General features: G+C 67.5%; 17 protein-coding genes and 1 tRNA gene. 14 read left to right on the forward strand and 4 right to left on the reverse strand.

Annotation, left to right across the window (positions count from 1 at the left end; translation table 11 throughout):
* Nucleotides 1-38 precede the first annotated feature (38 nt).
* The 4 genes from gltB to ACIQLD_RS02320 all read left to right on the forward strand — a co-directional run bounded on the left by gltB (nt 39) and on the right by ACIQLD_RS02320 (nt 8,294).
* Nucleotides 39-4,562, forward strand: a complete 4,524-nt coding sequence (gene gltB / locus ACIQLD_RS02305; RefSeq protein ID WP_402608476.1) for a glutamate synthase large subunit — start codon at nt 39-41, stop codon at nt 4,560-4,562.
* On the forward strand, nt 4,555-6,021 hold the full coding sequence (locus ACIQLD_RS02310; RefSeq protein WP_402604534.1) for a glutamate synthase subunit beta: 1,467 nt from the start codon (nt 4,555-4,557) through the stop codon (nt 6,019-6,021). The genes gltB and ACIQLD_RS02310 overlap by 8 nt, the downstream gene beginning before the upstream one ends.
* 58 nt (nt 6,022-6,079) lie before the next feature.
* A complete protein-coding gene (gene pyk / locus ACIQLD_RS02315; protein WP_402604536.1) occupies nt 6,080-7,528 on the forward strand; it encodes a pyruvate kinase in 1,449 nt (482 codons plus the stop codon).
* Between the two features lie 109 nt (nt 7,529-7,637).
* Complete coding sequence (locus ACIQLD_RS02320) at nt 7,638-8,294, forward strand: esterase/lipase family protein (protein ID WP_402604538.1); 657 nt, start codon at nt 7,638-7,640, stop codon at nt 8,292-8,294.
* 22 nt (nt 8,295-8,316) lie between these two features.
* Here ACIQLD_RS02320 and ACIQLD_RS02325 read toward each other — a convergent pair whose 3' ends face one another.
* Together ACIQLD_RS02325 and ACIQLD_RS02330 are read right to left on the reverse strand one after the other, a co-directional pair.
* Nucleotides 8,317-9,576 carry an alpha/beta fold hydrolase gene (locus ACIQLD_RS02325; RefSeq protein WP_402604541.1) on the reverse strand — a complete coding sequence of 420 codons (1,260 nt, stop codon included), beginning with the start codon at nt 9,574-9,576 and terminating at the stop codon, nt 8,317-8,319.
* An 83-nt stretch (nt 9,577-9,659) separates the two neighbouring features.
* Nucleotides 9,660-9,742, reverse strand: a tRNA-Leu gene (locus tag ACIQLD_RS02330).
* Nucleotides 9,743-9,842: 100 nt separating this feature from the next.
* On the opposite strand from ACIQLD_RS02330, the gene ACIQLD_RS02335 reads away from it, so the two are divergent.
* Nucleotides 9,843-10,463, forward strand: a complete 621-nt coding sequence (locus tag ACIQLD_RS02335; RefSeq protein ID WP_017830602.1) for an ANTAR domain-containing response regulator — start codon at nt 9,843-9,845, stop codon at nt 10,461-10,463.
* 2 nt (nt 10,464-10,465) lie between these two features.
* Entirely contained in the window at nt 10,466-11,041 is a 576-nt protein-coding gene (locus tag ACIQLD_RS02340) for a GNAT family N-acetyltransferase (protein WP_402604544.1), read from the forward strand.
* Here the strand turns inward: ACIQLD_RS02340 and ACIQLD_RS02345 are convergent.
* A complete protein-coding gene (locus ACIQLD_RS02345) occupies nt 11,016-11,444 on the reverse strand; it encodes a hotdog fold thioesterase (RefSeq protein WP_402604546.1) in 429 nt (142 codons plus the stop codon). The genes ACIQLD_RS02340 and ACIQLD_RS02345 overlap by 26 nt on opposite strands.
* Before the next feature lie 45 nt (nt 11,445-11,489).
* On the opposite strand from ACIQLD_RS02345, the gene polA reads away from it, so the two are divergent.
* The 7 genes from polA to ACIQLD_RS02380 all read left to right on the forward strand — a co-directional run bounded on the left by polA (nt 11,490) and on the right by ACIQLD_RS02380 (nt 20,789).
* Entirely contained in the window at nt 11,490-14,123 is a 2,634-nt protein-coding gene (gene polA / locus ACIQLD_RS02350; RefSeq protein WP_402604549.1) for a DNA polymerase I, read from the forward strand.
* Between the two features lie 41 nt (nt 14,124-14,164).
* Nucleotides 14,165-15,841, forward strand: coding sequence for a DUF885 domain-containing protein (locus tag ACIQLD_RS02355; protein ID WP_402604552.1), 1,677 nt, complete (start codon nt 14,165-14,167; stop codon nt 15,839-15,841).
* A gap of 54 nt (nt 15,842-15,895) precedes the next feature.
* Entirely contained in the window at nt 15,896-16,930 is a 1,035-nt protein-coding gene (locus ACIQLD_RS02360; RefSeq protein ID WP_402604554.1) for an LLM class flavin-dependent oxidoreductase, read from the forward strand.
* Between the two features lie 35 nt (nt 16,931-16,965).
* A complete protein-coding gene (locus tag ACIQLD_RS02365; protein ID WP_402604557.1) occupies nt 16,966-18,318 on the forward strand; it encodes an MFS transporter in 1,353 nt (450 codons plus the stop codon).
* Between the two features lie 34 nt (nt 18,319-18,352).
* A complete protein-coding gene (locus ACIQLD_RS02370) occupies nt 18,353-19,108 on the forward strand; it encodes an SGNH/GDSL hydrolase family protein (protein WP_402604560.1) in 756 nt (251 codons plus the stop codon).
* 43 nt (nt 19,109-19,151) lie between these two features.
* Nucleotides 19,152-19,898, forward strand: coding sequence for a formylglycine-generating enzyme family protein (locus tag ACIQLD_RS02375; protein ID WP_402604562.1), 747 nt, complete (start codon nt 19,152-19,154; stop codon nt 19,896-19,898).
* Nucleotides 19,899-19,976: 78 nt separating this feature from the next.
* Nucleotides 19,977-20,789 carry an arginase family protein gene (locus ACIQLD_RS02380; RefSeq protein ID WP_402604565.1) on the forward strand — a complete coding sequence of 271 codons (813 nt, stop codon included), beginning with the start codon at nt 19,977-19,979 and terminating at the stop codon, nt 20,787-20,789.
* A 7-nt stretch (nt 20,790-20,796) separates the two neighbouring features.
* On the opposite strand, the gene ACIQLD_RS02385 is transcribed toward ACIQLD_RS02380, so the two are convergent.
* Nucleotides 20,797-22,122, reverse strand: a complete 1,326-nt coding sequence (locus tag ACIQLD_RS02385) for a nitrate/nitrite transporter (RefSeq protein ID WP_402604568.1) — start codon at nt 22,120-22,122, stop codon at nt 20,797-20,799.
* 77 nt (nt 22,123-22,199) lie between these two features.
* On the opposite strand from ACIQLD_RS02385, the gene ACIQLD_RS02390 reads away from it, so the two are divergent.
* Nucleotides 22,200-22,568 (forward strand): VOC family protein, encoded by a 369-nt coding sequence (locus ACIQLD_RS02390; protein WP_402604570.1) that lies wholly within the window; start codon nt 22,200-22,202, stop codon nt 22,566-22,568.
* The last annotated feature ends 9 nt before the right edge of the window (nt 22,569-22,577 follow it).

The following is a 22,577-nucleotide window of genomic DNA, read 5'->3' on the forward strand; positions in this document are numbered from 1 at the left end:
CTTACGGCGCCTCCGGCGCATACCCCCCGAAGCAGGGCATGTACAACCCGGCGTTCGAAAAGGACGCCTGCGGCCTCGCCATGGTCGCGACCCTGCGCGGCCAAGCCGGGCACGACATCATCGCGTTGGCCCTCGAGGCCCTGCGCAACCTGGAGCACCGCGGAGCCATCGGCTCCGATGCGGGCACCGGGGACGGCGCCGGCATCCTGACGCAGATGCCCGATGCGTTCCTCCGCGCCGTCGTCGGCTTCGAACTGCCGCCGGTGGGGGAGTACGCGGCCGGACTGGCGTTCCTGCCTCGCGACTCGAGCGAACGCCGCCAGCAGAAGGCCGGGATCGAGAAGATCGCCCGCTCCGAGGGACTCCGTGTCCTCGGCTGGCGCGAGGTCCCCACCGCCAACGAGAACCTCGGCAAGCTCGCCGATGAGGCGCGTCCCGCCTTCGAGCAGCTCTTCGTGAGCGCCGGCGGAGCGACCCACACCGATGCGCCGCTCACGGGCATCGCCCTCGACCGCGTCGCCTACCGTCTGCGCAAGCGCGCGGGTCACGAGCTCGGCGCCTACTTCGTCTCCCTCTCGGCGCGCACGCTCGGCTACAAGGGCATGGTCACGACGCTGCAGCTCGAGCCTTTCTACCCTGACCTGCAGGACGAGCGCTTCGCGTCGGAACTCGCCGTGGTGCACTCCCGGTACTCCACGAACACGTTCCCGTCCTGGCCGCTCGCGCAGCCGTTGCGCATGCTCGCCCACAACGGCGAGATCAACACGGTCGGCGGCAACCGCAACTGGATGCGCGCCCGTCAGTCTCAGCTCGAATCCGAACTGCTCGGCGACATCTCGCCGCTGCTCCCGATCTGCACCGACGGAGCCAGCGACTCCGCCTCTTTCGACGAGGTCCTGGAGCTGCTGACCCTCACCGGCCGCAGCCTGCCGCACGCCATCATGATGATGGTCCCGGAGGCGTACGAGAAGCAGGCTGACATCACGCCGGAGCTGCGCTCGTTCTACGAGTACCACTCCAACCAGATGGAGCCGTGGGACGGTCCTGCCGCCCTCATCTTCACCGACGGCACGCTCGTCGGCGCCACCCTCGACCGCAACGGGCTGCGTCCTGGACGGTGGACAGAGACGACCGACGGCCTCGTGGTGATCGGTTCGGAGACCGGCGTGCTGCAGTTCGAGCCGGAGCGCATCAAGCGCCGCGGTCGTCTGCAGCCCGGGAAGATGTTCCTGGTCGACACGTCGCAGCGTCGCATCATCGAGGACAGCGAGCTCAAGCGCGACCTCGCCACGATGCACCCGTGGCAGGAGTGGCTCGATGCCGGTGCCGTGCGCCTGGCTGAGCTGCCCGAGCGTGAGCACATCGTGCACCCGCCGGCATCGATCACCCGTCGTCAGCGCACCTTCGGCTACACCGAGGAAGAGGTCCGCATCCTCCTCACTCCGATGGGACAGACCGGCGTCGAGCCGCTCGGTGCGATGGGGTCTGACACGCCGATCGCTGTGCTGAGCAAGCGTCCGCGTCTGCTGTTCGACTACTTCACCCAGCAGTTCGCACAGGTGACCAATCCGCCACTCGATTCGATCCGCGAAGAGGTCGTCACCAGCCTCAAGCTGGGCCTCGGACCGGAGAGCAACCTGCTGTCGTGGGGACCGGAGCACACCCGCACGGTCTCGCTCGACTTCCCGGTGATCGACAACGACGAGCTTGCGAAGATCCGCCACATCGACAAGGCCATGCCAGGGCGGTCGAGCGCGACCATCCGGGGTCTGTACCACTTCGATGCCGGCCCCCAGACGCTGCAGGACCGGCTCTCCGAGATGTGCGCCGAGGTCGACGAGGCGATCGAGAACGGCGCCGAGTTCATCATCCTGTCGGACCGCGACTCCAACAAGGACCTCACCCCGATCCCGTCCTTGCTCATGGTGTCGGCGATCCACCACCACCTCATCCGGCGCGAGAACCGGATGAAGGTCGGTCTCATCGTCGAAGCCGGTGACGTCCGCGAGGTGCATCACGTCGCGACGCTGATCGGCTACGGCGCTTCGGCCGTCAACCCGTACCTCGCGATGGAGACGGTCGAGCACCTCGTGCGCACCGGCTACATCAACGGCATCACGCCCGAGAAGGCGGTCAAGAACCTGATCTACGCGCTCGGCAAGGGCGTGCTCAAGATCATGTCGAAGATGGGCATCTCCACGGTGTCGTCGTACGCGGGCGCTCAGGTGTTCGAGGCGGTGGGGCTCAGCCAGGAGTTCATCGACGCGTACTTCACGCGCACCGAGTCCAAGCTCGGCGGCATCGGCATCGAGGAGATCTTCGCCGAGAACCAGGCGCGTCACGACTACGCGTACCCCGAGGATGCGGCGGCGCGCGCGCACGAGCGTCTGTGGACCGGCGGCGAGTACCAGTGGCGGCGCGACGGATCCCCGCACCTGTTCAACCCGGAGACGGTGTTCAAGCTGCAGCACTCGACCCGCACACGGCGCTACGACATCTTCCGGGAGTACACGAAGCTCGTCGACGAGCAGGCTGCCGAGTTGAAGACGCTCCGCGGGCTGTTCACCCTGCGCACCGGCACACGCAAGCCGGTGCCGCTGGACGAGGTCGAGCCGGTCTCCGCGATCGTCAAGCGCTTCTCCACGGGTGCGATGAGCTATGGCTCGATCTCCCGTGAGGCACACGAGACGCTCGCGATCGCGATGAACAGCATCGGTGCCAAGTCGAACACGGGCGAGGGCGGCGAGGACCCCGACCGGCTGGTCGACCCCGAACGCCGCAGCTCGATCAAGCAGGTCGCCTCCGGACGCTTCGGCGTCACGAGCCTGTACCTGACCGAGGCGGATGACATCCAGATCAAGCTCGCTCAGGGCGCGAAGCCCGGCGAGGGAGGTCAGCTGCCGCCGACCAAGGTGTACCCGTGGGTCGCCCGTACCCGTCATGCGACCGCCGGCGTGGGACTGATCTCGCCGCCGCCGCACCACGACATCTACTCGATCGAAGACCTCAAGCAGCTCATCTTCGACCTGAAGAGGGCGAACCCCGAGGCGCGCATCCACACCAAGCTGGTCAGCCAGTCGGGCATCGGCGCGGTGTCGGCGGGTGTCGCCAAGGCGCTGAGCGACGTCATCCTGGTCTCCGGCCATGACGGGGGAACGGGTGCCAGCCCGCTGAACTCGCTCAAGCATGCGGGTACGCCGTGGGAGCTCGGTCTGGCGGAGACGCAGCAGACGCTCATGCTCAACGGAATGCGCGACCGTGTGGTGGTGCAGGTCGACGGTCAGCTCAAGACCGGCCGCGATGTGATCATCGGCGCGCTGCTCGGCGCGGAGGAGTTCGGCTTCGCCACTGCTCCGCTCGTGGTCAGCGGCTGCATCATGATGCGCGTCTGCCACCTCGACACCTGCCCTGTCGGTGTCGCCACGCAGAACCCGGTTCTGCGCGAGCGCTTCACGGGCAAGCCGGAGTTCGTCGTGAACTTCATGGAGTTCATCGCCGAGGAGGTGCGTGAGCTCCTCGCCGAACTCGGCTACCGCTCGCTCGACGAGATCGTCGGCCGCGCCGACCTCATCGAGGTGAACGCTGCGGTCGAGCACTGGAAAGCCGAGGGGCTCGACCTCACGCCGGTGCTGGAAGGTCCGGTGTTCCCGGCAGGTGAGCCACGTCGCAGCGGTCGTACGCAGGATCACGAACTCGAGAAGCACTTCGACGTGCAGCTGATCGACATCGCGAAGGGGGCGCTCCTCAACGGCGAACCCGTCGTCGTGGAGCTGCCCATCGCCAACACCGAGCGCGCTGTGGGCACGATGCTGGGTCACCAGGTGACCTCGCGGCACGGGGCCGACGGTCTGCCGCAGGGCACGATCGACGTCACCCTCCACGGCACCGCCGGGCAGTCGCTGGGGGCGTTCCTGCCGCCGGGGATCGTGCTCCGCCTCGAGGGGGATGCGAACGACTACGTCGGCAAGGGGCTGTCGGGCGGTGACATCACGATCCGTCCGCCGCGCGGCTCCGCAATCGCTCCGCACGAGAACGTGATCGCCGGCAATGTCATCGGCTACGGCGCGACCTCGGGCACGATGTTCATCTCCGGCGTCGTCGGCGAGCGGTTCCTCGTCCGCAACTCGGGTGCGACAGCGGTCGTCGAGGGCGTGGGCGACCACGCGCTGGAGTACATGACCGGCGGCCTGGCCGTGATCCTCGGGTCGACCGGACGCAACTTCGGTGCCGGCATGTCCGGGGGAGTGGCGTATGTGCACGCGCTCGACACGAGCAAGGTGAACGCGCAGTCCCTCGGCAGCGGAGAACTGCTGCTCGAACCGCTCGATCGCGCCGATCTCGAGGTGCTGCGCAGCTTGCTGGTCGGGCACGTCGAGCGCACGGCCTCGCCGCTGGCGTCGTCCTTCCTCGAGAGCTTCGAGCAGGCCGCGACCGAGTTCGTGAAGGTGCTGCCTCGTGACTTCGCCGCCGTGCGGAGCATGCGCGAGGAGGCGCTGGCCGAGGGGATCGACCCCGACGGCGACATCGTGTGGAACCGCATCCTGGAGGTGACCGGTGGCTGACCCCAAAGGCTTTCTGAAGGTGACCGAGCGGGAGCTTCCCGCACGACGTCCGGTGCCGGTGCGCATCATGGACTGGAAAGAGGTCTACGAGCCCGGCGACAAGCAGGTTCTGCGTCGGCAGGCGGGCCGCTGCATGGACTGCGGCGTGCCGTTCTGCCACCAGGGCTGCCCGCTGGGAAACCTCATCCCCGAGTGGAACGACCTCACGTGGCGGGGCGAGGGCCGCGCGGCGATAGAGCGTCTGCACGCCACGAACAACTTCCCGGAGTTCACTGGCCGCCTCTGCCCGGCGCCCTGCGAGAGCTCGTGCGTGCTCGGCATCAATCAGCCGGCTGTGACCATCAAGCAGATCGAGGTCTCGATCATCGACGAGGCCTTTGCGAAAGGATGGGTCGAGCCCGAGCCTCCCGAGCGCCTGACGGGTAAGACGGTCGCCGTCGTCGGATCGGGACCGGCGGGTCTCGCGGCCGCCCAGCAGCTCACCCGTGCCGGGCACACCGTCGCGGTCTTCGAGCGCGATGACCGTATCGGGGGCCTGCTCCGCTACGGGATCCCCGACTTCAAGATGGAGAAGACGCAGCTCGAGTCCCGCCTGCGCCAGATGCAGGAGGAGGGCACGCGCTTCCGTGCGGGCGTCGAGATCGGCAAGGACATCTCCTGGCCCGACCTGCGTGCGCGGTACGACGCGGTCGTCATCGCCACCGGATCCACGGTCCCTCGCGACCTCGCGATTCCGGGCCGCGACCTCGATGGCGTGCATTTCGCCATGGAGTACCTCGTGGAGTCGAACCACGCGGTCGCGGGCGACAAGGTCACCGACCAGATCAGTGCCGAGGGCAAGCACGTCATCGTGATCGGCGGTGGCGACACCGGTGCGGACTGCATCGGCACGGCCCACCGTCAGGGCGCGCTCAGCGTCACCAACCTCGCGATCGGCAAGCGGCCGGGTGACACGCGTCCCGACCACCAGCCGTGGCCGATGATGCCGACGGTCTTCGAAGTCTCCTCCGCGCATGAGGAGGGCGGCGAGCGGGTGTTCCTCGCGTCGACCGTCGAGTTCCTCGGCAACGACGTCGGCGAGGTCCGTGCCCTCCGTGTGGCGGAGACCGAGTACGTCGATGGGCGTCGCGTCCCCAAGAGCGGCACCGAGCGGGAGATCCCCGCAGATCTCATCCTGATCGCGATGGGATTCACCGGTCCCGAGCAGGGCGGCTACACCGAGGAAACGCTGCCGCAGGTGACCGACCGTGGTGCGTTCCGTCGCGACTCCTCGTACGAGTCGACCGTTCCCGGCGTGTTCGTCGCAGGCGACGCCGGCCGCGGACAGTCGCTCATCGTGTGGGCCATCGCCGAAGGGCGGGCAGCCGCCGCGAACGTCGACCGGTTCCTGATGGGCACAACGGTGCTTCCCGAGCCCGTGCGCCCGAGCGATGTCGCGATCGGTCTCCAGCCCGCGTAGGCTGAGGCCGGCACCGTCGCCTGATTTACCTTCCCCCACTTCTACCCTGGAGAAATCTTTGAGACGCGCGAAAATCGTCGCCACCCTGGGCCCCGCCACCTCCACCTATGAGACGGTGCGCGCACTGATCGATGCGGGGGTGGACGTCGCTCGACTGAACCTCAGCCACGGTGACTACTCCGTGCACGAGAACAACTACGCCAACGTGCGTCGTGCCGCGGAGGATGCCGGTCGCCCGGTCGCCATCCTCGTCGACCTGCAGGGACCGAAGATCCGTCTCGGCAAGTTCGAGAACGGTCCCTACGAGCTCGCCAAGGGCGACATCTTCAAGATCACCACCGAAGACATCATCGGCAACAAGGAGATCTGCGGAACGACCTTCAAGGGTCTCCCGCAGGACGTCAAGCCCGGTGACTTCCTCCTGATCGACGACGGCAAGGTCCGCGTCGAGGTCGTCGAGACCGACGGTGTGACCGTCACGACCAAGGTCATCGTCGCCGGTGCTGTGTCCAACAACAAGGGCATCAACCTGCCCGGCGTCGCCGTCAACGTCCCCGCGCTGAGCGAGAAGGACGAAGAAGACCTGCGCTGGGGTCTGCGCATCGGCGCCGACCTGATCGCGCTGTCGTTCGTGCGCAACGCCGCCGACGTGACCCGCGTGCACGAGATCATGGCGGAAGAGGGCGTCCGCGTTCCCGTCATCGCCAAGGTCGAGAAGCCGCAGGCCGTCGACGCGCTCGAAGAGATCGTCGACGCGTTCGACTCGATCATGGTCGCGCGTGGCGACCTGGGCGTCGAGCTCCCGCTCGAAGCCGTGCCGATCGTGCAGAAGCGCGCTGTCGAGATCGCACGTCGCATGGCGAAGCCGGTCATCGTCGCGACGCAGATGCTCGAGTCGATGATCAACAGCCCCGTTCCGACGCGCGCCGAGACCTCGGATGTGGCGAACGCGGTGCTCGACGGTGCGGACGCGGTCATGCTCTCCGGTGAGACCAGCGTCGGAGACTACCCGGTCGTGGTCGTCGAGACCATGGCCCGCATCATCGAGTCGACCGAGGAGCACGGCCTGGAGCGCATCGCGCCGCTCACGAGCAAGCCCCGCACACAGGGCGGCGCCATCACCCTCGCCGCTCTCGAGGTCGCCGAGTTCGTCGACGCGAAGTTCCTCTGCGTGTTCACGCAGTCGGGCGACTCCGCTCGTCGTCTGTCGCGCCTGCGCTCGCGCATCCCGATGATCGCCTTCACGCCCGAGCCGGGCATCCGTCGCCGAATGGCGCTGACCTGGGGCATCCGCTCGACCCTGGTCGACATGGTGCAGCACACCGACCTGATGTATCACCAGGTCGACGAGTATCTGCTCGGAAACGGTCTCGCCGAGGAAGGAGACAAGGTCGTCGTGATCTCCGGCTCCCCTCCCGGAATCGTCGGATCGACGAACGACCTTCGTGTGCACAAGGTCGGCGATGCGATCCGCGGTGCAGCTCCGATCTACAAGGCCGGGGTCTGACACACAGCATCCAGAGGGGGCGGGACTTCGGTCCCGCCCCCTCCGTCGTGCGCATCCGGTAGTTTTCAGTCATGGAGTCGCGCGGTCATCGGGGGAGCACATCATCAACGTGCTGAGGAACGCCGGGTGGTGGCTCGCCGACTACGTATACGCGGGGTACTGGCAGCTTCGCGCGATCTTCGATCGCACCGACCCGGCGTCGTTCGCATCGGGGAGCGCCGCGCACATCGTCGTCCTCCCCGGCGTCTATGAGACCTGGAGGTTTCTGCAGCCGCTCGTCGCCGCGATGCACGACCGCGGGCATCCGATCCACATCGTCGACACGCTTCACCGGAATCAGCGCCCGGTGGGCGACATGGCGCTGGCCGTGGAAGCGTTCCTGTCGGCCAACGAGCTCGACGATGTGATCCTGGTGGCGCACAGCAAAGGGGGCCTGGCAGGGAAGATCGTGATGACGGGCCCGGCGGGGGAGCGCGTACGGTCGATGCTCGCGATCGCGACCCCGTTCGGGGGCTCGCGCTACGCCCGGCTCATGCTGTCGCGCACCCTGCGGGAGTTCTCTCCCGACGATCCCTCGATCATGAACCTCGCACAGCAGCGCGCGGTGAACGAGCGGATCGTGTCGGTCTACGCGGAGTTCGACCCGCACATCCCCGAGGGGAGCGAACTGAACGGTGCCAAGAACGTCCGCCTCGACACGGGCGGACACTTCCGTATCCTCGCGCATCCCCGCGTCCTGGCGGAACTCGCCGTCCTCGCGGAGTAGCTCTCCGTCGAGATGCCGAAAGTCACCGGCAGCCGCCCGACGCTGGACGGTCTCCGTCCAGCGTCGGGAGCCACAGCAGCAGGTCAGGCAGGGCGGCATAGGCGGCGAGTCCGTGGGTGATGCCAGGGTAGCGGTGGAAGGTCACGTCGGCGTTCTGCGTGCACAGCAGTTCCACGTAGCCCTCGGTCGCGCTCGGCAGCACGAGTTCGTCGGCTTCTCCCTGCCCGATGAAGACGGGCACTCTGATGGGGCTGTTCCCCGCACTGTTCTCCTGCAGCATCGTCTGCCACGGCTCGGTCGTGGCAGGGTCGCTCCGAACATACCCACCGACCAGCGGGTCGGCGATCGCGTGGATCTCGTCGTTCTGCGTGAGCAGGCACAGTGCGGCCATGTCGGGCGTCGCCTCCAGGCCGGCGGGGGTGAGGATGCCGGTGATCGCTGTGGCTCCGTACTGATCGGCGTAGGCGGCCTCGTAGGCCGGGACGGCGAAGGAGGCGATCGTGACGCCGGAGAGGTTCACGATGTCGTCGGTCATCAGGGCGTTCAGATTCGCCGCCGGGGCCGCAACGGCGACCCCCTCGATCGTGAGCTCGTGCGCGTACTCCGCTGCACGTTCCGCAGCGAAGAGCACAGCCTGTCCGCCCTGCGAGTGCCCCCACAGCACGACCTTGTCGCTCACGTGAGCGTCGTCGATCTGTCGCGCCGCCCGGACGATGTCGAGCACGCTGTTGGACTCGGGAACGCCGAGCAGATACGACGACGCGCCTTCGACGCCGAGCCCGGGATAGTCGGTGGCCGCGATGGCATACCCCTCGGCGAGCAGCTCGTGCATCCCCTCGATGTACTGGAACGGATCCAGGCCGAGTGAAGGAGCGCACTTCGATGCCGCTCCGGTGGTGGGATGGCCCCACGACACCACGGTGCGGCCGCCCTCGGGAGCAGCCCCATCCGGAACGATCACCACGCCGGAGACCGGGATGTCCGCCCCCACGAGATCGCGGGAGTGGTAGATCACGCGCCACGCGTTGGTGCCGACGGGGGCGCTCCGGATCGATTCGATGCGGATGATCTCACCCGGATCGCCCCGAGGCAGGGGAGAGGGGAGCGTGTAGAACGCCGGATCCGCTCGGGCTTCGTCCTGCTCGGCGAGTGTCCTCCGCGTGACCTCGGCGGCGACGAGGATGAGCGCGACGATGAGAACCGCGCCGATGACGATGAGCGCACGGCGTCGACGTCGCGGTGGCGCAGCGTGCGCGGCCGGGAGGTCTTCGCCTTTGTGCATAAGCACTTTCTAGCGCATGACGGGCCGTGCGGGCAGGGCCGTCCGATCGAGGAGCGAGAACCGCTCACTGGATCTCGCAAGGGTGCCGGCGGTGGGACTCGAACCCACACGCCCTTTCGGACAAAGCATTTTGAGTGCTCCGCGTCTGCCATTCCGCCACGCCGGCTCGTGTGTCGCGTCTACGACTTTAGCGCAGGGAAGGGGTGTCATCCTCCGCGCCGAGCGCCTACGGCCTGCGGACAGGGGCACTCCACTAGGATGGTGGTGTGACAGAGCAAGAAGAGCAGGCTGAGCAGCCCACGTCATCCGCACCCCGACGCGTCGTCGTCGCCGAAGATGAGTCGCTGATCCGTCTCGACATCGTCGAGATCCTCCGCGACAACGGCTTCGATGTCGTCGGTGAGGCCGGTGACGGAGAGACCGCGGTCGCTCTGGCGACCGAGCTGCGCCCCGACCTGGTCATCATGGACGTCAAGATGCCTCAGCTCGACGGCATCAGCGCCGCCGAGAAGCTGCACAAGGGCAACATCGCCCCGGTCGTCCTCCTCACGGCGTTCAGCCAGAAGGAGCTCGTCGAGCGTGCCAGCGAGGCCGGTGCTCTCGCGTATGTCGTGAAGCCGTTCACTCCGAACGACCTGTTGCCGGCGATCGAGATCGCGCTGGCCCGGCACGAGCAGATCATCACGCTCGAGGCTGAGGTCGCCGACATGGTCGAGCGCTTCGAGACCCGAAAGCTCGTCGACCGTGCCAAGGGCCTCCTCAACGAGAAGATGGGCCTGAGCGAGCCCGAGGCGTTCCGCTGGATCCAGAAGGCGTCGATGGACCGTCGTCTGACAATGCAGGACGTCGCCAAGGCGATCATCGAACAGCTCGCTCCCAAGAAGTAGCGGTGAGCGCCGGGAGTTTCCGGCTCGACAGCGAGCATGCCCTGCGGCCAGTGCAGCGGGGAGACGGCGCTGCACTCTCGCGTGCGTACCTCGCGAACCGCGAGCACCTCGCTCCGTGGGAGCCTGCACGTGACGAGGTGTTCTTCTCTGTGGCGTCGCAGGAGCAGCATGTGCAGCAATGCGTGGACGACGCGGCCGCCGGTCGCAGCATCCGCTTCGTCATCGAATCCGATGACGGAGAGATCCGCGGACGGATGAACATCAACAACATCGTCCGTGGCGCGTTCTGGAGCGCCGACCTCGGTTACTGGGTCGACGCGTCGAGGCTGCACCGTGGGCTCGCGAGCCGGGCGGTCGCGCAGATCATCGAGTACTCGCGCGAGGAGCTGCGCCTTCATCGGCTGCAGGCGGCCACGCTGCTGCACAACCTCGGGTCTCAGCGCGTGCTGCTCGGGAACGGTTTCGAGCGCATCGGGATGGCTCCGAAGTACCTGCGCATCGCGGGGGAGTGGCAGGACCACCTGCTGTTCCAGCGACTGCTGGAGCAACCGCTCAGCGCTCGGCGGGAAGGTCCTTGATCATGTTGGTGATGCGGATCGTGGAGCAGCGGCGCCCCTGATCGTCCGTCACCACGATCTCGTGCACGGTGATGCTCCGGCCCAGGTGCACGGGCGTGCACACTCCCGTGACCACGCCAGAGGTCGCCGAGCGCGTGTGCGTCGCGTTGATGTCGACGCCGACGGCGAGTCGGCCGGCGCCGGCGTGCAGGTTCGCCGCCATCGATCCGAGGGATTCCCCGAGCACCACGTAGGCGCCGCCGTGCATGAGTCCCACCGGCTGGGTGTTGCCTTCGACGGGCATGATCGCGACGCAGCGCTCGACGCTGAATTCGACGAACTCCATGCCCATCTTCTCTGCCAGAGCACCCATTCCACGGGCCGTGGCCCAGTCGAGTCCCTCGCTCATCGCGACGTCGCTCATGCATCCTCCTCAGCGGGTGTCTGTCGTCCTCGTTAGGCTGACAGGGTGACGGACTCCGCAAAGCCTACCCTCATGGTCGTCGACGGCCACTCGCTCGCCTATCGCGCCTTCTTCGCCCTTCCGGTCGACAACTTCACGACCAAGGACAATCAGCACACCAACGGCATCTACGGCTTCCTGTCGATGCTGGTGAACCTCATCAAGGCCGAACAGCCGACGCATCTGGCGATCGCCTTCGACACCTCGCGTCACTCGTTCCGCACGGACGAGTACCCGGAGTACAAGGCCACGCGCTCCGAGTCGCCGCAGGAGTTCAAGGGTCAGATCCCGCTCCTGCAGGACTGCCTCGCGGCCATGTCGATCCCGGTCCTGACGAAAGAGGGCATCGAAGCCGACGACATCCTCGCGACCCTTGCCTCGCAGGGCGCGGAACAGGGCTTCGAGGTGCTCGTGGTCTCCGGCGACCGCGACACCATCCAGCTCGTCAACGACGACGTCACGCTGCTGTATCCGTCGGTGCAGGGCGTCTCCCAGCTCAAGCGCTACGACCCGACCACCGTGCAGGAACGCTACGGGGTGCGGCCCGAACAGTACCCCGATATCGCGGCCCTCGTCGGTGAGACGAGCGACAACCTGCCCGGCGTGCCGAAGGTCGGCGAGAAGACAGCTGTCAAGTGGCTCACGCAGTTCGGCTCGCTCGACGAGCTGATCGCCCGTGCCGATGAGATCAAGGGTGTGGTCGGGGGCAACCTCCGCGACCACATCGACGACGTCCGCCGCAACCGCAAGCTCAACCGCCTGCTCACGGATGTCGAACTTCCGGTGGGCCCCGCCGATCTCGCGGTCGCGCCGATCGATGCTCAGGCCGTGCGGGACATCTTCGCGCGTCTGGAGTTCCGCACCCTGTTGCCCCGGGTCTTCGAGGCCGTCGGAGCAGGAGAAGTCGCCGACGACCCCGCATCCGTCGTCGTCCTTCCGGTCCCCGCAGAGGTGACGCCGTCCGATCTCGCCACCTGGGCTGCGGCGCAGGAAGGCGATGTCTCTCTGCGCATCACGACGCAGGGAGGGGTCCCGGTGCGCATCGGTGCCGCCACGCTGACCGAGCTCCGCGAGACCGACTGGGCGGATGCCGCCGTCGACGCGTTGCGCGAATGGTTCGAGTCCGATGCGCCGAAGGTGCTCCACGACGCGAAGCCCCAGGTGAAGGCGCTGATCCGCCAGGGAATCCGACTCGGCGGTCTCGCCTACGACACGAGCCTCGCCGGCTGGCTGCTGCGACCGAGCTTCCCCGACAAGACGCTCTCCGACCTGGTCGAGCGCTACCTCGGTGAGAAGCTCCCCGAAGCCGATCCGTCGCAGCTCGTTCCCGAGACCGAGGGGGCGACGCCGTCGCAGGAGGCGTGGTTCTCCCTCCGTGTGGCCGACGCCCTGCGTGAAGACATCCCGGAGTCGGTCGCGAAGGTCCTGGTGGAGATCGAGCTCCCGACGCTGCTCACCCTCGCCGACATGGAGGTCGCGGGCGTCGCGGTCTCGCACGACGTGCTCTCCACGTTCTCCGGTGAGCTCGCCACCCGCGCCGAAGGGCTCGCACAGGAGGCGTTCTCCGTCGTGGGACGGGAGTTCAACCTCGGTTCGCCCAAGCAGCTGCAGGAGGTCCTGTTCGAAGACCTCCAGCTCCCGAAGACCCGCAAGACCAAGACCGGCTACTCGACGGATGCCGCGGTGCTGGCTGACCTGCAGGAGAGCAATCCCCACCCGTTCCTGAGTCTGCTGCTGCAGCACCGTGAGGCCACGAAGCTCCGTCAGATCATCGAGTCCCTCGACACCGCGATCGGTGACGACCACCGCGTGCACACGACCTATGTGCAGACCGGAAGCCAGACCGGGCGGCTCTCCAGCACCGATCCCAACCTGCAGAACATCCCGGTGCGCACCGAGGAATCTCGCCGCATCCGCAGTGCTTTCGAAGTCGGCGAGGGGTACGAGTCTCTGCTCACGGCTGACTACTCGCAGATCGAGATGCGCATCATGGCGCACCTGTCCGGTGACGAGGGCTTGATCGAAGCGTTCAACAGCGGAGAAGACCTTCACCGCTTCGTCGGCGCGCGGGTGTTCGGCGTCGAGCCGAGCGATGTCACGGCGGCCATGCGCACCAAGGTGAAGGCCATGTCGTACGGTCTGGTCTACGGGCTCTCGGCCTTCGGTCTCTCCAAGCAGCTGCGCATCGAACAGTCCGAGGCCAAGCAGCTCATGGTCGAGTACTTCGCACGTTTCGGCGCCGTGCGCGACTATCTGCGGGCCTCGGTGATGAAGGCGAAGGAGGTCGGCTACACCGAGACGATCTTCGGCCGGCGTCGTCCGTTCCCCGACCTGGCGAGCCCGAACAGGGTGCTGCGCGAGAACGCCGAGCGTGCGGCGCTCAACGCTCCGATCCAGGGCAGTGCCGCCGACATCATGAAGATCGCGCTCCTGCACATCCACGACGACCTCCGATCCGAGCAGCTCGCCTCTCGCGTGCTGCTGCAGATCCACGACGAACTCGTGGTCGAGGTCGCTCCCGGGGAGTGGGATGCCACGGAGCGGATCGTGCGCGCGCGGATGGGTGATGCGGCTGAGCTCTCCGTGCCGCTCGACGTGCAGGTCGGACGCGGTCGCGATTGGAACGAGGCGGCGCACTGAGACCCGGCGGCGAGAGGGGGCCGGGGATTAGGCTGGCAACCATGACTTCTGCTCCCCGCACTCCCTCCGCCATCGACGCCGTCGCCGATGAATGGGTCGACACGATCGCGGTCCTGGCGCCCACCCTCGGCACCTACATCGGCCGCGACGAGATGAACGATCGCTTCGGCGACTTGAGCCCAGCCGGGCACGAGGAGATCGCCGCGGCGACTCGAGCGACTCTCGACAGGCTCTCGTCGCTCGAGCCCGTCGACGCGATCGATGAGGTGACGAAGACCGACCTGGGTGCGGAGTTGCGGCTCGATCTCGAGCTGCACGACGCGAAGTGGCATCTGCGCGACCTCAACGTCATCGCCTCGGCAGCGCAGGACGTGCGTGCGGCCTTCGACCTGATGCCGACCGCGACCGTCGAGAACTGGGACGTGATCGCGACGAGGCTCGCCGCGGTTCCCGACGCCCTCCGTGGCTATGTCGAGACGTTGCGCACCGGTATTGCCGAGGGGGTCACGCCGGCGCGTCGCCAGGTGATCGAGGTCGCGACGCAGATCGACCGTTACACCGCAGACGACGGGTTCTTCGCCGCGTTCGTCGCGGAGGCTGACCCGGAAGAAGGCCAGCTGCCCGCCTCGCTCGCGCGCACCCTCGCCGACAACTCCGCCGCCGCACGCGTCGCGTACGACGAGCTGCGCCGCTTCCTCGCGGAGGAACTCGCCCCCGCCGCCGGAGAGGTCGACGCCGTCGGACGCGACCTGTACGCGCTCAACTCCCGTCGCTTCCTCGGTGCGACGATCGATCTCGACGAGACCTACGAGTGGGGCCGTGAAGAACTCGCGCGCATGGTGGCGGAGCAGACCGCGATCGCGAACGAGATCCTGCCGGGCGCCTCCGTCGAAGAGGCTGTGGCACATCTCGAGGCCGACCCTGCGCGCAAGCTCGTGGGCACCGACGCGCTCCAGAAGTGGATGCAGGAGACGAGTGATCGCGCGGTCGCCGAACTCGGGGCTTCCCACTTCGACATCCCCGAGGCGATCCGCACCCTCGAATGCATGATCGCCCCCACCCAGGAGGGCGGGATCTACTACACCGGCCCGACCGACGACTTCTCGCGTCCGGGCCGCATGTGGTGGTCCGTTCCCGAGGGCGTCACGGAGTTCGACACGTGGCGTGAGCTCACGACCGTCTTCCACGAGGGCGTTCCCGGGCACCACCTGCAGATCGCTCAGGCGGTGTACAACCGGGCCGAGCTCAACTCGTGGCGGCGGCTGCTCGCCGGCACCTCCGGTCACGCCGAGGGCTGGGCGCTGTACGCCGAGCGCCTGATGGAGCAGCTCGGCTACCTCGACGATCCCGCCGATCGCCTCGGCATGCTCGACGGACAGCGCATGCGAGCGGCACGAGTGGTGCTCGACATCGGCGTGCACCTGGGCAAGCCCCGTCTTGACGGCACGGGCGTGTGGGACGCGGAGTATGCGCTGGACTTCATGCGCCGCAACGTGAACATGTCCGACCAGTTCGTGCAGTTCGAAGTGAACCGCTACCTCGGCTGGCCGGGTCAGGCCCCGTCGTACAAGGTCGGCCAGCGCATCTGGGAACAGGTCCGTGACGGCGTTCGTGCGGCCGAGGGCGACGCGTTCTCCTTCAAGGACTTCCACAAGCGGGCCCTCGACATGGGCGGTGTCGGCCTCGACACGCTGCGCAGCGCGCTGCTTCCGCGCTGACGGGAATGCGGTTCGACCGCCGTGTGTTCATTCACCTGAATAGGAAGGGATGACATGGGCATCGAATTCGGGCTGGACACCTTCGGCGACATCACGAGGGACGCGGATGGAGAGCTCCTCACCGGGGCGCAGACCATCCGCAACATCGTGGCGCAGGCCGAACTGGCTGACAGGGTCGGCGTGGACTTCTTCGGAGTGGGGGAGCACCACCGCGCCGAGTTCGCGGTGTCCGCGCCGGAGATGGTGCTGGCTGCGATCGCTGCCCGTACGGAACACATCCGGCTGGGCACGGCGGTGACCGTGTTGTCCTCCGACGATCCGGTACGCGTGTTCGAGCGCTTCTCGACGCTGGATGCCCTCTCGGACGGTCGCGCCGAGGTCGTTCTCGGGCGCGGATCCTTCATCGAGTCCTTCCCGCTGTTCGGCTATGACCTGCGCGATTACGACGCGCTGTTCGAGCAGAAGCTGGAGCTCTTCGTCGAGCTGCTCAAGGAAGAGCCCGTGACGTGGTCGGGCACGATGCGGGCATCGCTCGACAACGCGAACGTGTTCCCCAAGACCGAGAAAGGCCTACGTACCTGGGTCGGTGTCGGTGGAAGCCCGGAATCGGTCGTTCGCGTCGCACGTCATGGCCTCGGTCTGATGCTCGCGATCATCGGGGGACCGGCGGTGCGGTTCAAGCCGTTCGTCGACCTGTACCACCGCTCGGTGGCGTCGTTCGGCACGACCTCGCACCCCGTCTCCGTTCATTCGCCGGGTCATATCGCCGAAACCGACGCAGAGGCGTGGGATGCGGCGTACTCCGGATTCGAGGCGATGAACAACACCATCGGCCGCGAGCGCGGCTGGCCGGCATACAGCCGCGCGCGTTTCCAGAACGACGTCGGGCCGGAAGGGGCGATCTATTCGGGCTCACCGGATCGAGTCGCTGCGAAGATCGCCGAGACGATCACCACCCTCGGTCTCGGACGCTTCGATCTGAAGTACGCCACAGGCACGCTGTCGCACGAGGCGATGATGCGCAGCATCGAGCTGTACGGCACCGAGGTGATCCCGCGCGTGCGGAAGATCCTCTCCGACCGCGACTGACGGGGCGTGCGTCGCTCGGCTCTACGATGAGGAGCATGGCCAACACCGCCTTGCCGAGCCGCTCATCGCTGGCCGAGCGTCTGGACGTCCTGCCGTTCACGCGTCGACACCTCCGGCTGCTCACCGGATCCGGGCTCGGATGGGCGCTGGACGCGATGGATGTCGGTCTGATCTCCTTCATCCTCGCGGCTCTCACGCAGCAGTGGGGACTGACCAAGGGCGAGGCGGGGTGGATCGCCTCCGTCGGTTTCATCGGGATGGCCATCGGCGCGACGCTCGGCGGTCTGCTGGCCGATCGCTTCGGGCGTCGGCAGGTGTTCGCACTCACCCTGCTCGTATACGGCATCGCGACCGGCGCCAGTGCGCTTGTCAGCGGACTCGCGGCACTCCTCGTGCTGCGATTCCTCGTCGGGCTCGGTCTCGGTGCCGAGCTCCCGGTCGCGTCGACGTATGTGAGCGAGTTCGCTCCCGCGCGGATCCGCAGTCGTCTGATCGTCGTGCTGGAGGCCTTCTGGGCGCTCGGATGGACGGCGGCAGCCGTCATCGGCTTCCTGGTCATCCCGGCATCCGACGACGGATGGCGCTGGGCCTTCGCGCTCGGCGCGATTCCCGCCGTGTATGCCCTGTTCGTGCGGTGGCGGATGCCTGAGTCTCCACGGTGGCTCGCCTCGCGTGGACGCATCGCTGAGGCTGATCGCATCGTCTCGGCCTTCGAGGCCGATGCCGGTGTGGCGGCGGCGCCGGCCATTCGGAAAGAACCTGCGTCCCGTGCGATGGCGGTCACGGCTCGAGCCCGCCTCGCGACGCTCTGGAATGCGGAGTTCCGCCTGCGCACCCTGTGTCTGTGGATGGTGTGGCTGGGAGTGAACTTCGCCTACTACGGCGCGTTCATCTGGATCCCGAGCATCCTCGTGGACGCCGGGTTCGACCTGGTCCGTTCGTTCGGCTTCACGTTGATCATCACACTCGCGCAGCTCCCGGGCTACGCGGTCGCCGCGTGGTTGATCGAGATCTGGGGGCGACGGCTGACCCTGTCGGTGTTCCTTCTCGGTTCGGCGGTCTCGGCCGTGGTCTTCGGCACAGCCACGACCGAGGGGGCGATCATCGCTGCGGGGATGGCTCTGTCCTTCTTCAACCTCGGTGCCTGGGGCGCGCTGTACGCCGTGACGCCCGAGATCTATCCGACCTCACTGCGTGGAACGGGAGCGGGCTGGGCAGCCGGTGTCGGCCGCATCGCATCGATCGTGGCGCCGCTCTCCGTGCCGGTGCTCCTGATCGCCGGTGGGGCCCCGCTGCTGTTCGCTGTATTCGGCGTGTGCTTCCTCGGTGCGGCTGCTGCAGCATGGGGCCTCGTCGATCGGGGCGGTCAAGCGCTCGACGACCGTTGACGCAGTGCGTCGTGAGCCGCAATAGGCTGGGACGATGGCAGATGTGCGGTTCGTGGCGATCGGCGATTCGTTCACCGAAGGGGTCGGTGACGTCCTTCCGGACGGACGGGAGCGCGGCTGGGCCGATCTCGCCGCCCAGGGCTGGGCGGACGCGGCCGGGCACTCGATCCAGTATGCGAACCTCGCGATCAGGGGCAAACTCGCCTGGCCGATCGTCGAGCAGCAGCTCGAACCGGCGCTTGCTCTGCGCCCCACCCACCTCTCCTTCAACGGCGGTGGCAACGACATGCTGCGCCCGCGCACCGATGTCGAGCACATCGCCGATGCCTTCAGCCGCGTGCTGCGGCGGTGCGACGAGGAGGGTGTCACCATGATCCTGCTCTCCGGTGCGAATCCGAGCGGGCAGCTTCCCATGGGCTCTCTCGTGCAGCGCCGCGGCGACCTTCTCTCGGACGCGGTGCTCCGCCGGATCGAGGAGCGTCCGGACGTCATCCGGGCCCTCAACTGGCCCGATCGCGAGCTGTCACGCGGCGCGTATTGGGCGGACGATCGCCTGCACATGAATGCGGCCGGCCATCATCGCGTGGCCGCCCGAGTGCTGCACGCGCTGGGATATGAGCCGCCGGAGACCTGGTGGGCGCCGAGCGATCGTCTCGGCACCGGGCCCTCGGGACTCGCCTACTACCGCGAGTTCGTCGGCCCATGGGTGCGGCGCCGAGTGACGCGCACATCTTCGGGCGACGGGCGTACGGCGAAATACCCGACCTGGGTCGAACGAGCACCGTCATGATGCGGAAAGGTCTATCGGCGGCGGCGACGGCGGCGGGGGAGCGGTGAGCGACTTCGAGCTCGCCCGCATACCCGCCGGTGTACTGACGCTGCGCGACGCACGTCGCGATGAACGCCGCGATGTCGCCCTCGAGCCGTTCCAGATCGGTGTGTATCCGGTGACGGAGGAGCAGCTCGCAGAGGTTCTGGGCATCCCGGTGCGCCACCCGCGTCGTCCGGCCGCAGACCTCAGCTGGTTGCGCGCGATCCACTTCTGCAACGCCGCATCCGAGTGGGAGGGCCTCGACCGGGTTTACCTGTTCGACGGCGAGGAGGTCTCCTGGGACACCACCGCAGACGGGTACCGGCTTCCCACCGAAGCGGAGTGGGAGTTCGCCTGCCGCGCCGGATCGGCCGGGCCGCACTATGCGCCTCTCGCCGACGCGGCCTGGACGAGTGCGGACAGTGTGTCCTCGCCCCAGGACATCGGCGGCAAGCTGCCGAACCTCAACGGTCTCTTCGACACCCTCGGCAATGTCTGGGAGTGGTGTTGGGACCTGCTCGATCCCGCCCGCTATGACAGCTACCGCGTCTTCCGCGGCGGCGGGTTCGCCGACGACGCCTGGAGCGTGCGGGCATCGGTCCGCCGCGGAGGAGCACCGCGCATGCATCACGAGGATGTCGGCCTCCGACTGGCGCGGGGCGCGTTCGACACGGTCGACGAGGCGCAGGGTTGGTCCGCGCGAGCGGACCGCGAACGCGCTGCCCAAGAGGGGCCGCTGCCTTCCGGATGGACGCCTCGTCGGCGCTGAGACGCCGATATCGCGCTGCTGTCTGGGCCGCACACTCCACGTTTTGTCCTGACATCCCGCGGATGGAAAGCTGGAGACATGGCATCTTCCTACGCGCTCATCGTCTCTCAAGGCCGTGTGGCCGATCGCACCGACGGGGCGCTCGTGGGTGCACGACGCGTGGGTGAGGCGGTCTCCGCACTGCTGGAGATCGAACCGCTGTTCATCGGCACCCCGACCCCGGGCGTGGTCGATGACTGGTCCGTCGCGCTTCCCGAAGCGGAGGCGACTCTGAGCGGATTGCGCGCAGCGGTGCAGGACGCCATCTCTGCGGGCGCGATGCCCCTACTGATCACGAACACCTGCGCGGCGAGCCTCGGTACTCTGCCCACTGCTGCCGAGCACCATCCCGATGCCGTCGTGCTCTGGATCGACGCGCACGGCGATTTCAACACGCCGGATACGACGGATTCGGGCTATCTCGGCGGTATGGTCCTGGCCGCGGCGTGCGGACTCTGGGAGAGTGGTCACGGAGCCGGCATCGATCCGAAGCAGGTGATCGTGGTCGGCGGTCGCGACATCGACGTCCCTGAGGGAGAGCTGCTCGCCGGAGCCGGGGTCACCGTTCTCGCTCCCTCGGAGAGCACGCCGGAGCGCGTCCTCGAACTCGTCGCGGGTCGTCCCGTCTGGATCCACGTCGATTGGGACGTTCTCGAACCCGGGTACATCCCCGCGGCCTACCGGGTGGGAGGAGGGCTGCTGCCGCACCACGTGGCGGCGATCTTCGCTGCGTTGCCCTCTGGCTCGGTCCGGGGGATCGAACTCGCGGAGTTCGAAGCGGGCGATGCAGAGGTGCCGGAACGCGTCAGCGTCGAGCTCATCGTGGAGACGCTGCAGCACCTGCTCCGATAGGGCGGGCTCAGCGCCGACGTTCCGGATCGAGGCCCATGCGGATGCGCGTCCGCTTGCGCTCGATGAGGATGAACACCGTGCCGATGATCCAGAGGGGGATCGGCATCAGGAACGCGATCCGGAAGGCCTCGAGCGAATAGGTCTCGGGCGTGCCGGCGCCCTGCAGGTCGAGTGCGAGACCGATGAGGAAGATGGCGATGAGCGCGGCGATGAAGCCTCCCGCGTTCGTCACGCCGGTCGCGGTGCTCAGCCGGTGGGACGGGTTGTGGGTGCGCGCGTGATCGAACGCGATCATCGAGGCGGGTCCTCCGGTCGCGAGGGCGATCGCCAGCACATAGAGGAGCCAGATGGGCGCGGTTTCGGGCAACGCGATGACAGCGACCCACGCGGCCATCTGCACCCCGACGGCGGGGAGCACGAGCGCGAGAGAGCGGTGATTCGGAAGTCGTCGCGAGAGGTCGCCGATGATCGGCCCCAGAAACATGCCTGCGACGACATATACCGAGATGATGCCGGCCGCGTGGGCGGTGTCGAGCCCTTCCGCCGCGGTGAGGAAGGGCATTCCCCAGAGCAGCACGAACGCCGTGCCCGCGAAGGGTGTCGTGAAGTGCGACCAGAAGGCCAGCCGTGTGCCCGGGTGCGCCCAGGCAGCACGTATGCCGACACCGGTATCTATTGCGGATGTGACCACGCGGACGACACCGGTATCGGTGTTCACCGACACGTCGGCACCGCGCTCCGCGGGGTGGTTGCGAATGACGAGCGCGACGAGGATGGTGAACAGCACGCCGAGGCCCGCGATGCTGCCGAAGGTGATGGTCCAGCTGGTGGCATGCAGGAGTGCGGCGAGCGGGACCAGCGCGATCAGTTGGCCGGCTTGACCGATGATCCCGGTGAACTGCACCATGAGCGGGCCGCGTTGGGCGGGAAACCAGGTTGCGACGAGTCGCAGCACGGCAGGGAAGATCGCAGCATCACCGGCGCCGAGCAGCACGCGCGCGAAGATCGCGATGCCGATGCCGGGCGAGATCGCCATGGTCAGCTGCCCCGCGGCCATCAGCAGCATTCCGACGGTCATGATCGGGCGGGAGCCGAAGCGATCGAGGAGCACCCCGACCGGGATCTGCATTCCGCCGTAGACGGCGAGTTGGACCACGGCGAACAGGGCGAGCGTCGATGCATCCGCCTGGAATCGGTCCGCGGCTTCGACGCCGACAGCGCCGAGCGATGTGCGGTTCGTGATCGCCAGCACGTAAGCCGCGACGCCGACCGACCAGATCACCCAGGCTCGCCATCCCGGTGTCGCGACGGGGGAGTGGGAGACCTGCGGCACGCCTCAACGCTACTCCTCCGACGACATGCGTACGTCGACCGCAGCACGATGTCGGTCGGGGTCGTTACGGTGGCGCCATGACCAGTTCACCTCTGCACCACTCTCTCGACTACATCGAACTCGTCGTCACCGATCTGGTGGCGTCGAAGCGCTTCTTCGGCGACGCATTCGGCTGGAGCTTCAACGACTACGGCCCCGACTATGCCGGGATCGTGTCGCCGCGCGGCGACGGCAACGAAGCCGGAGGTCTGATGGTCGCCGATGAGCCGCGGCCCGTCGGTGGTCCGCTCGTGCTGCTCTATTCCGACGATCTCGACGCCACGAAGACGGCTATCGAGAAGGCCGGCGGAACGATCCTGCAGGAGCCGTATGCGTTCCCCGGCGGGCGACGCCTGCACTTCGCCGACCCGACCGGCAACGAGCTCGGGGTGTGGGCGACGCAGTAGCCCCGGTGG

The organism is Microbacterium sp. NPDC091662 (assembly GCF_044756705.1).
Lineage (GTDB): Bacteria > Actinomycetota > Actinomycetes > Actinomycetales > Microbacteriaceae > Microbacterium.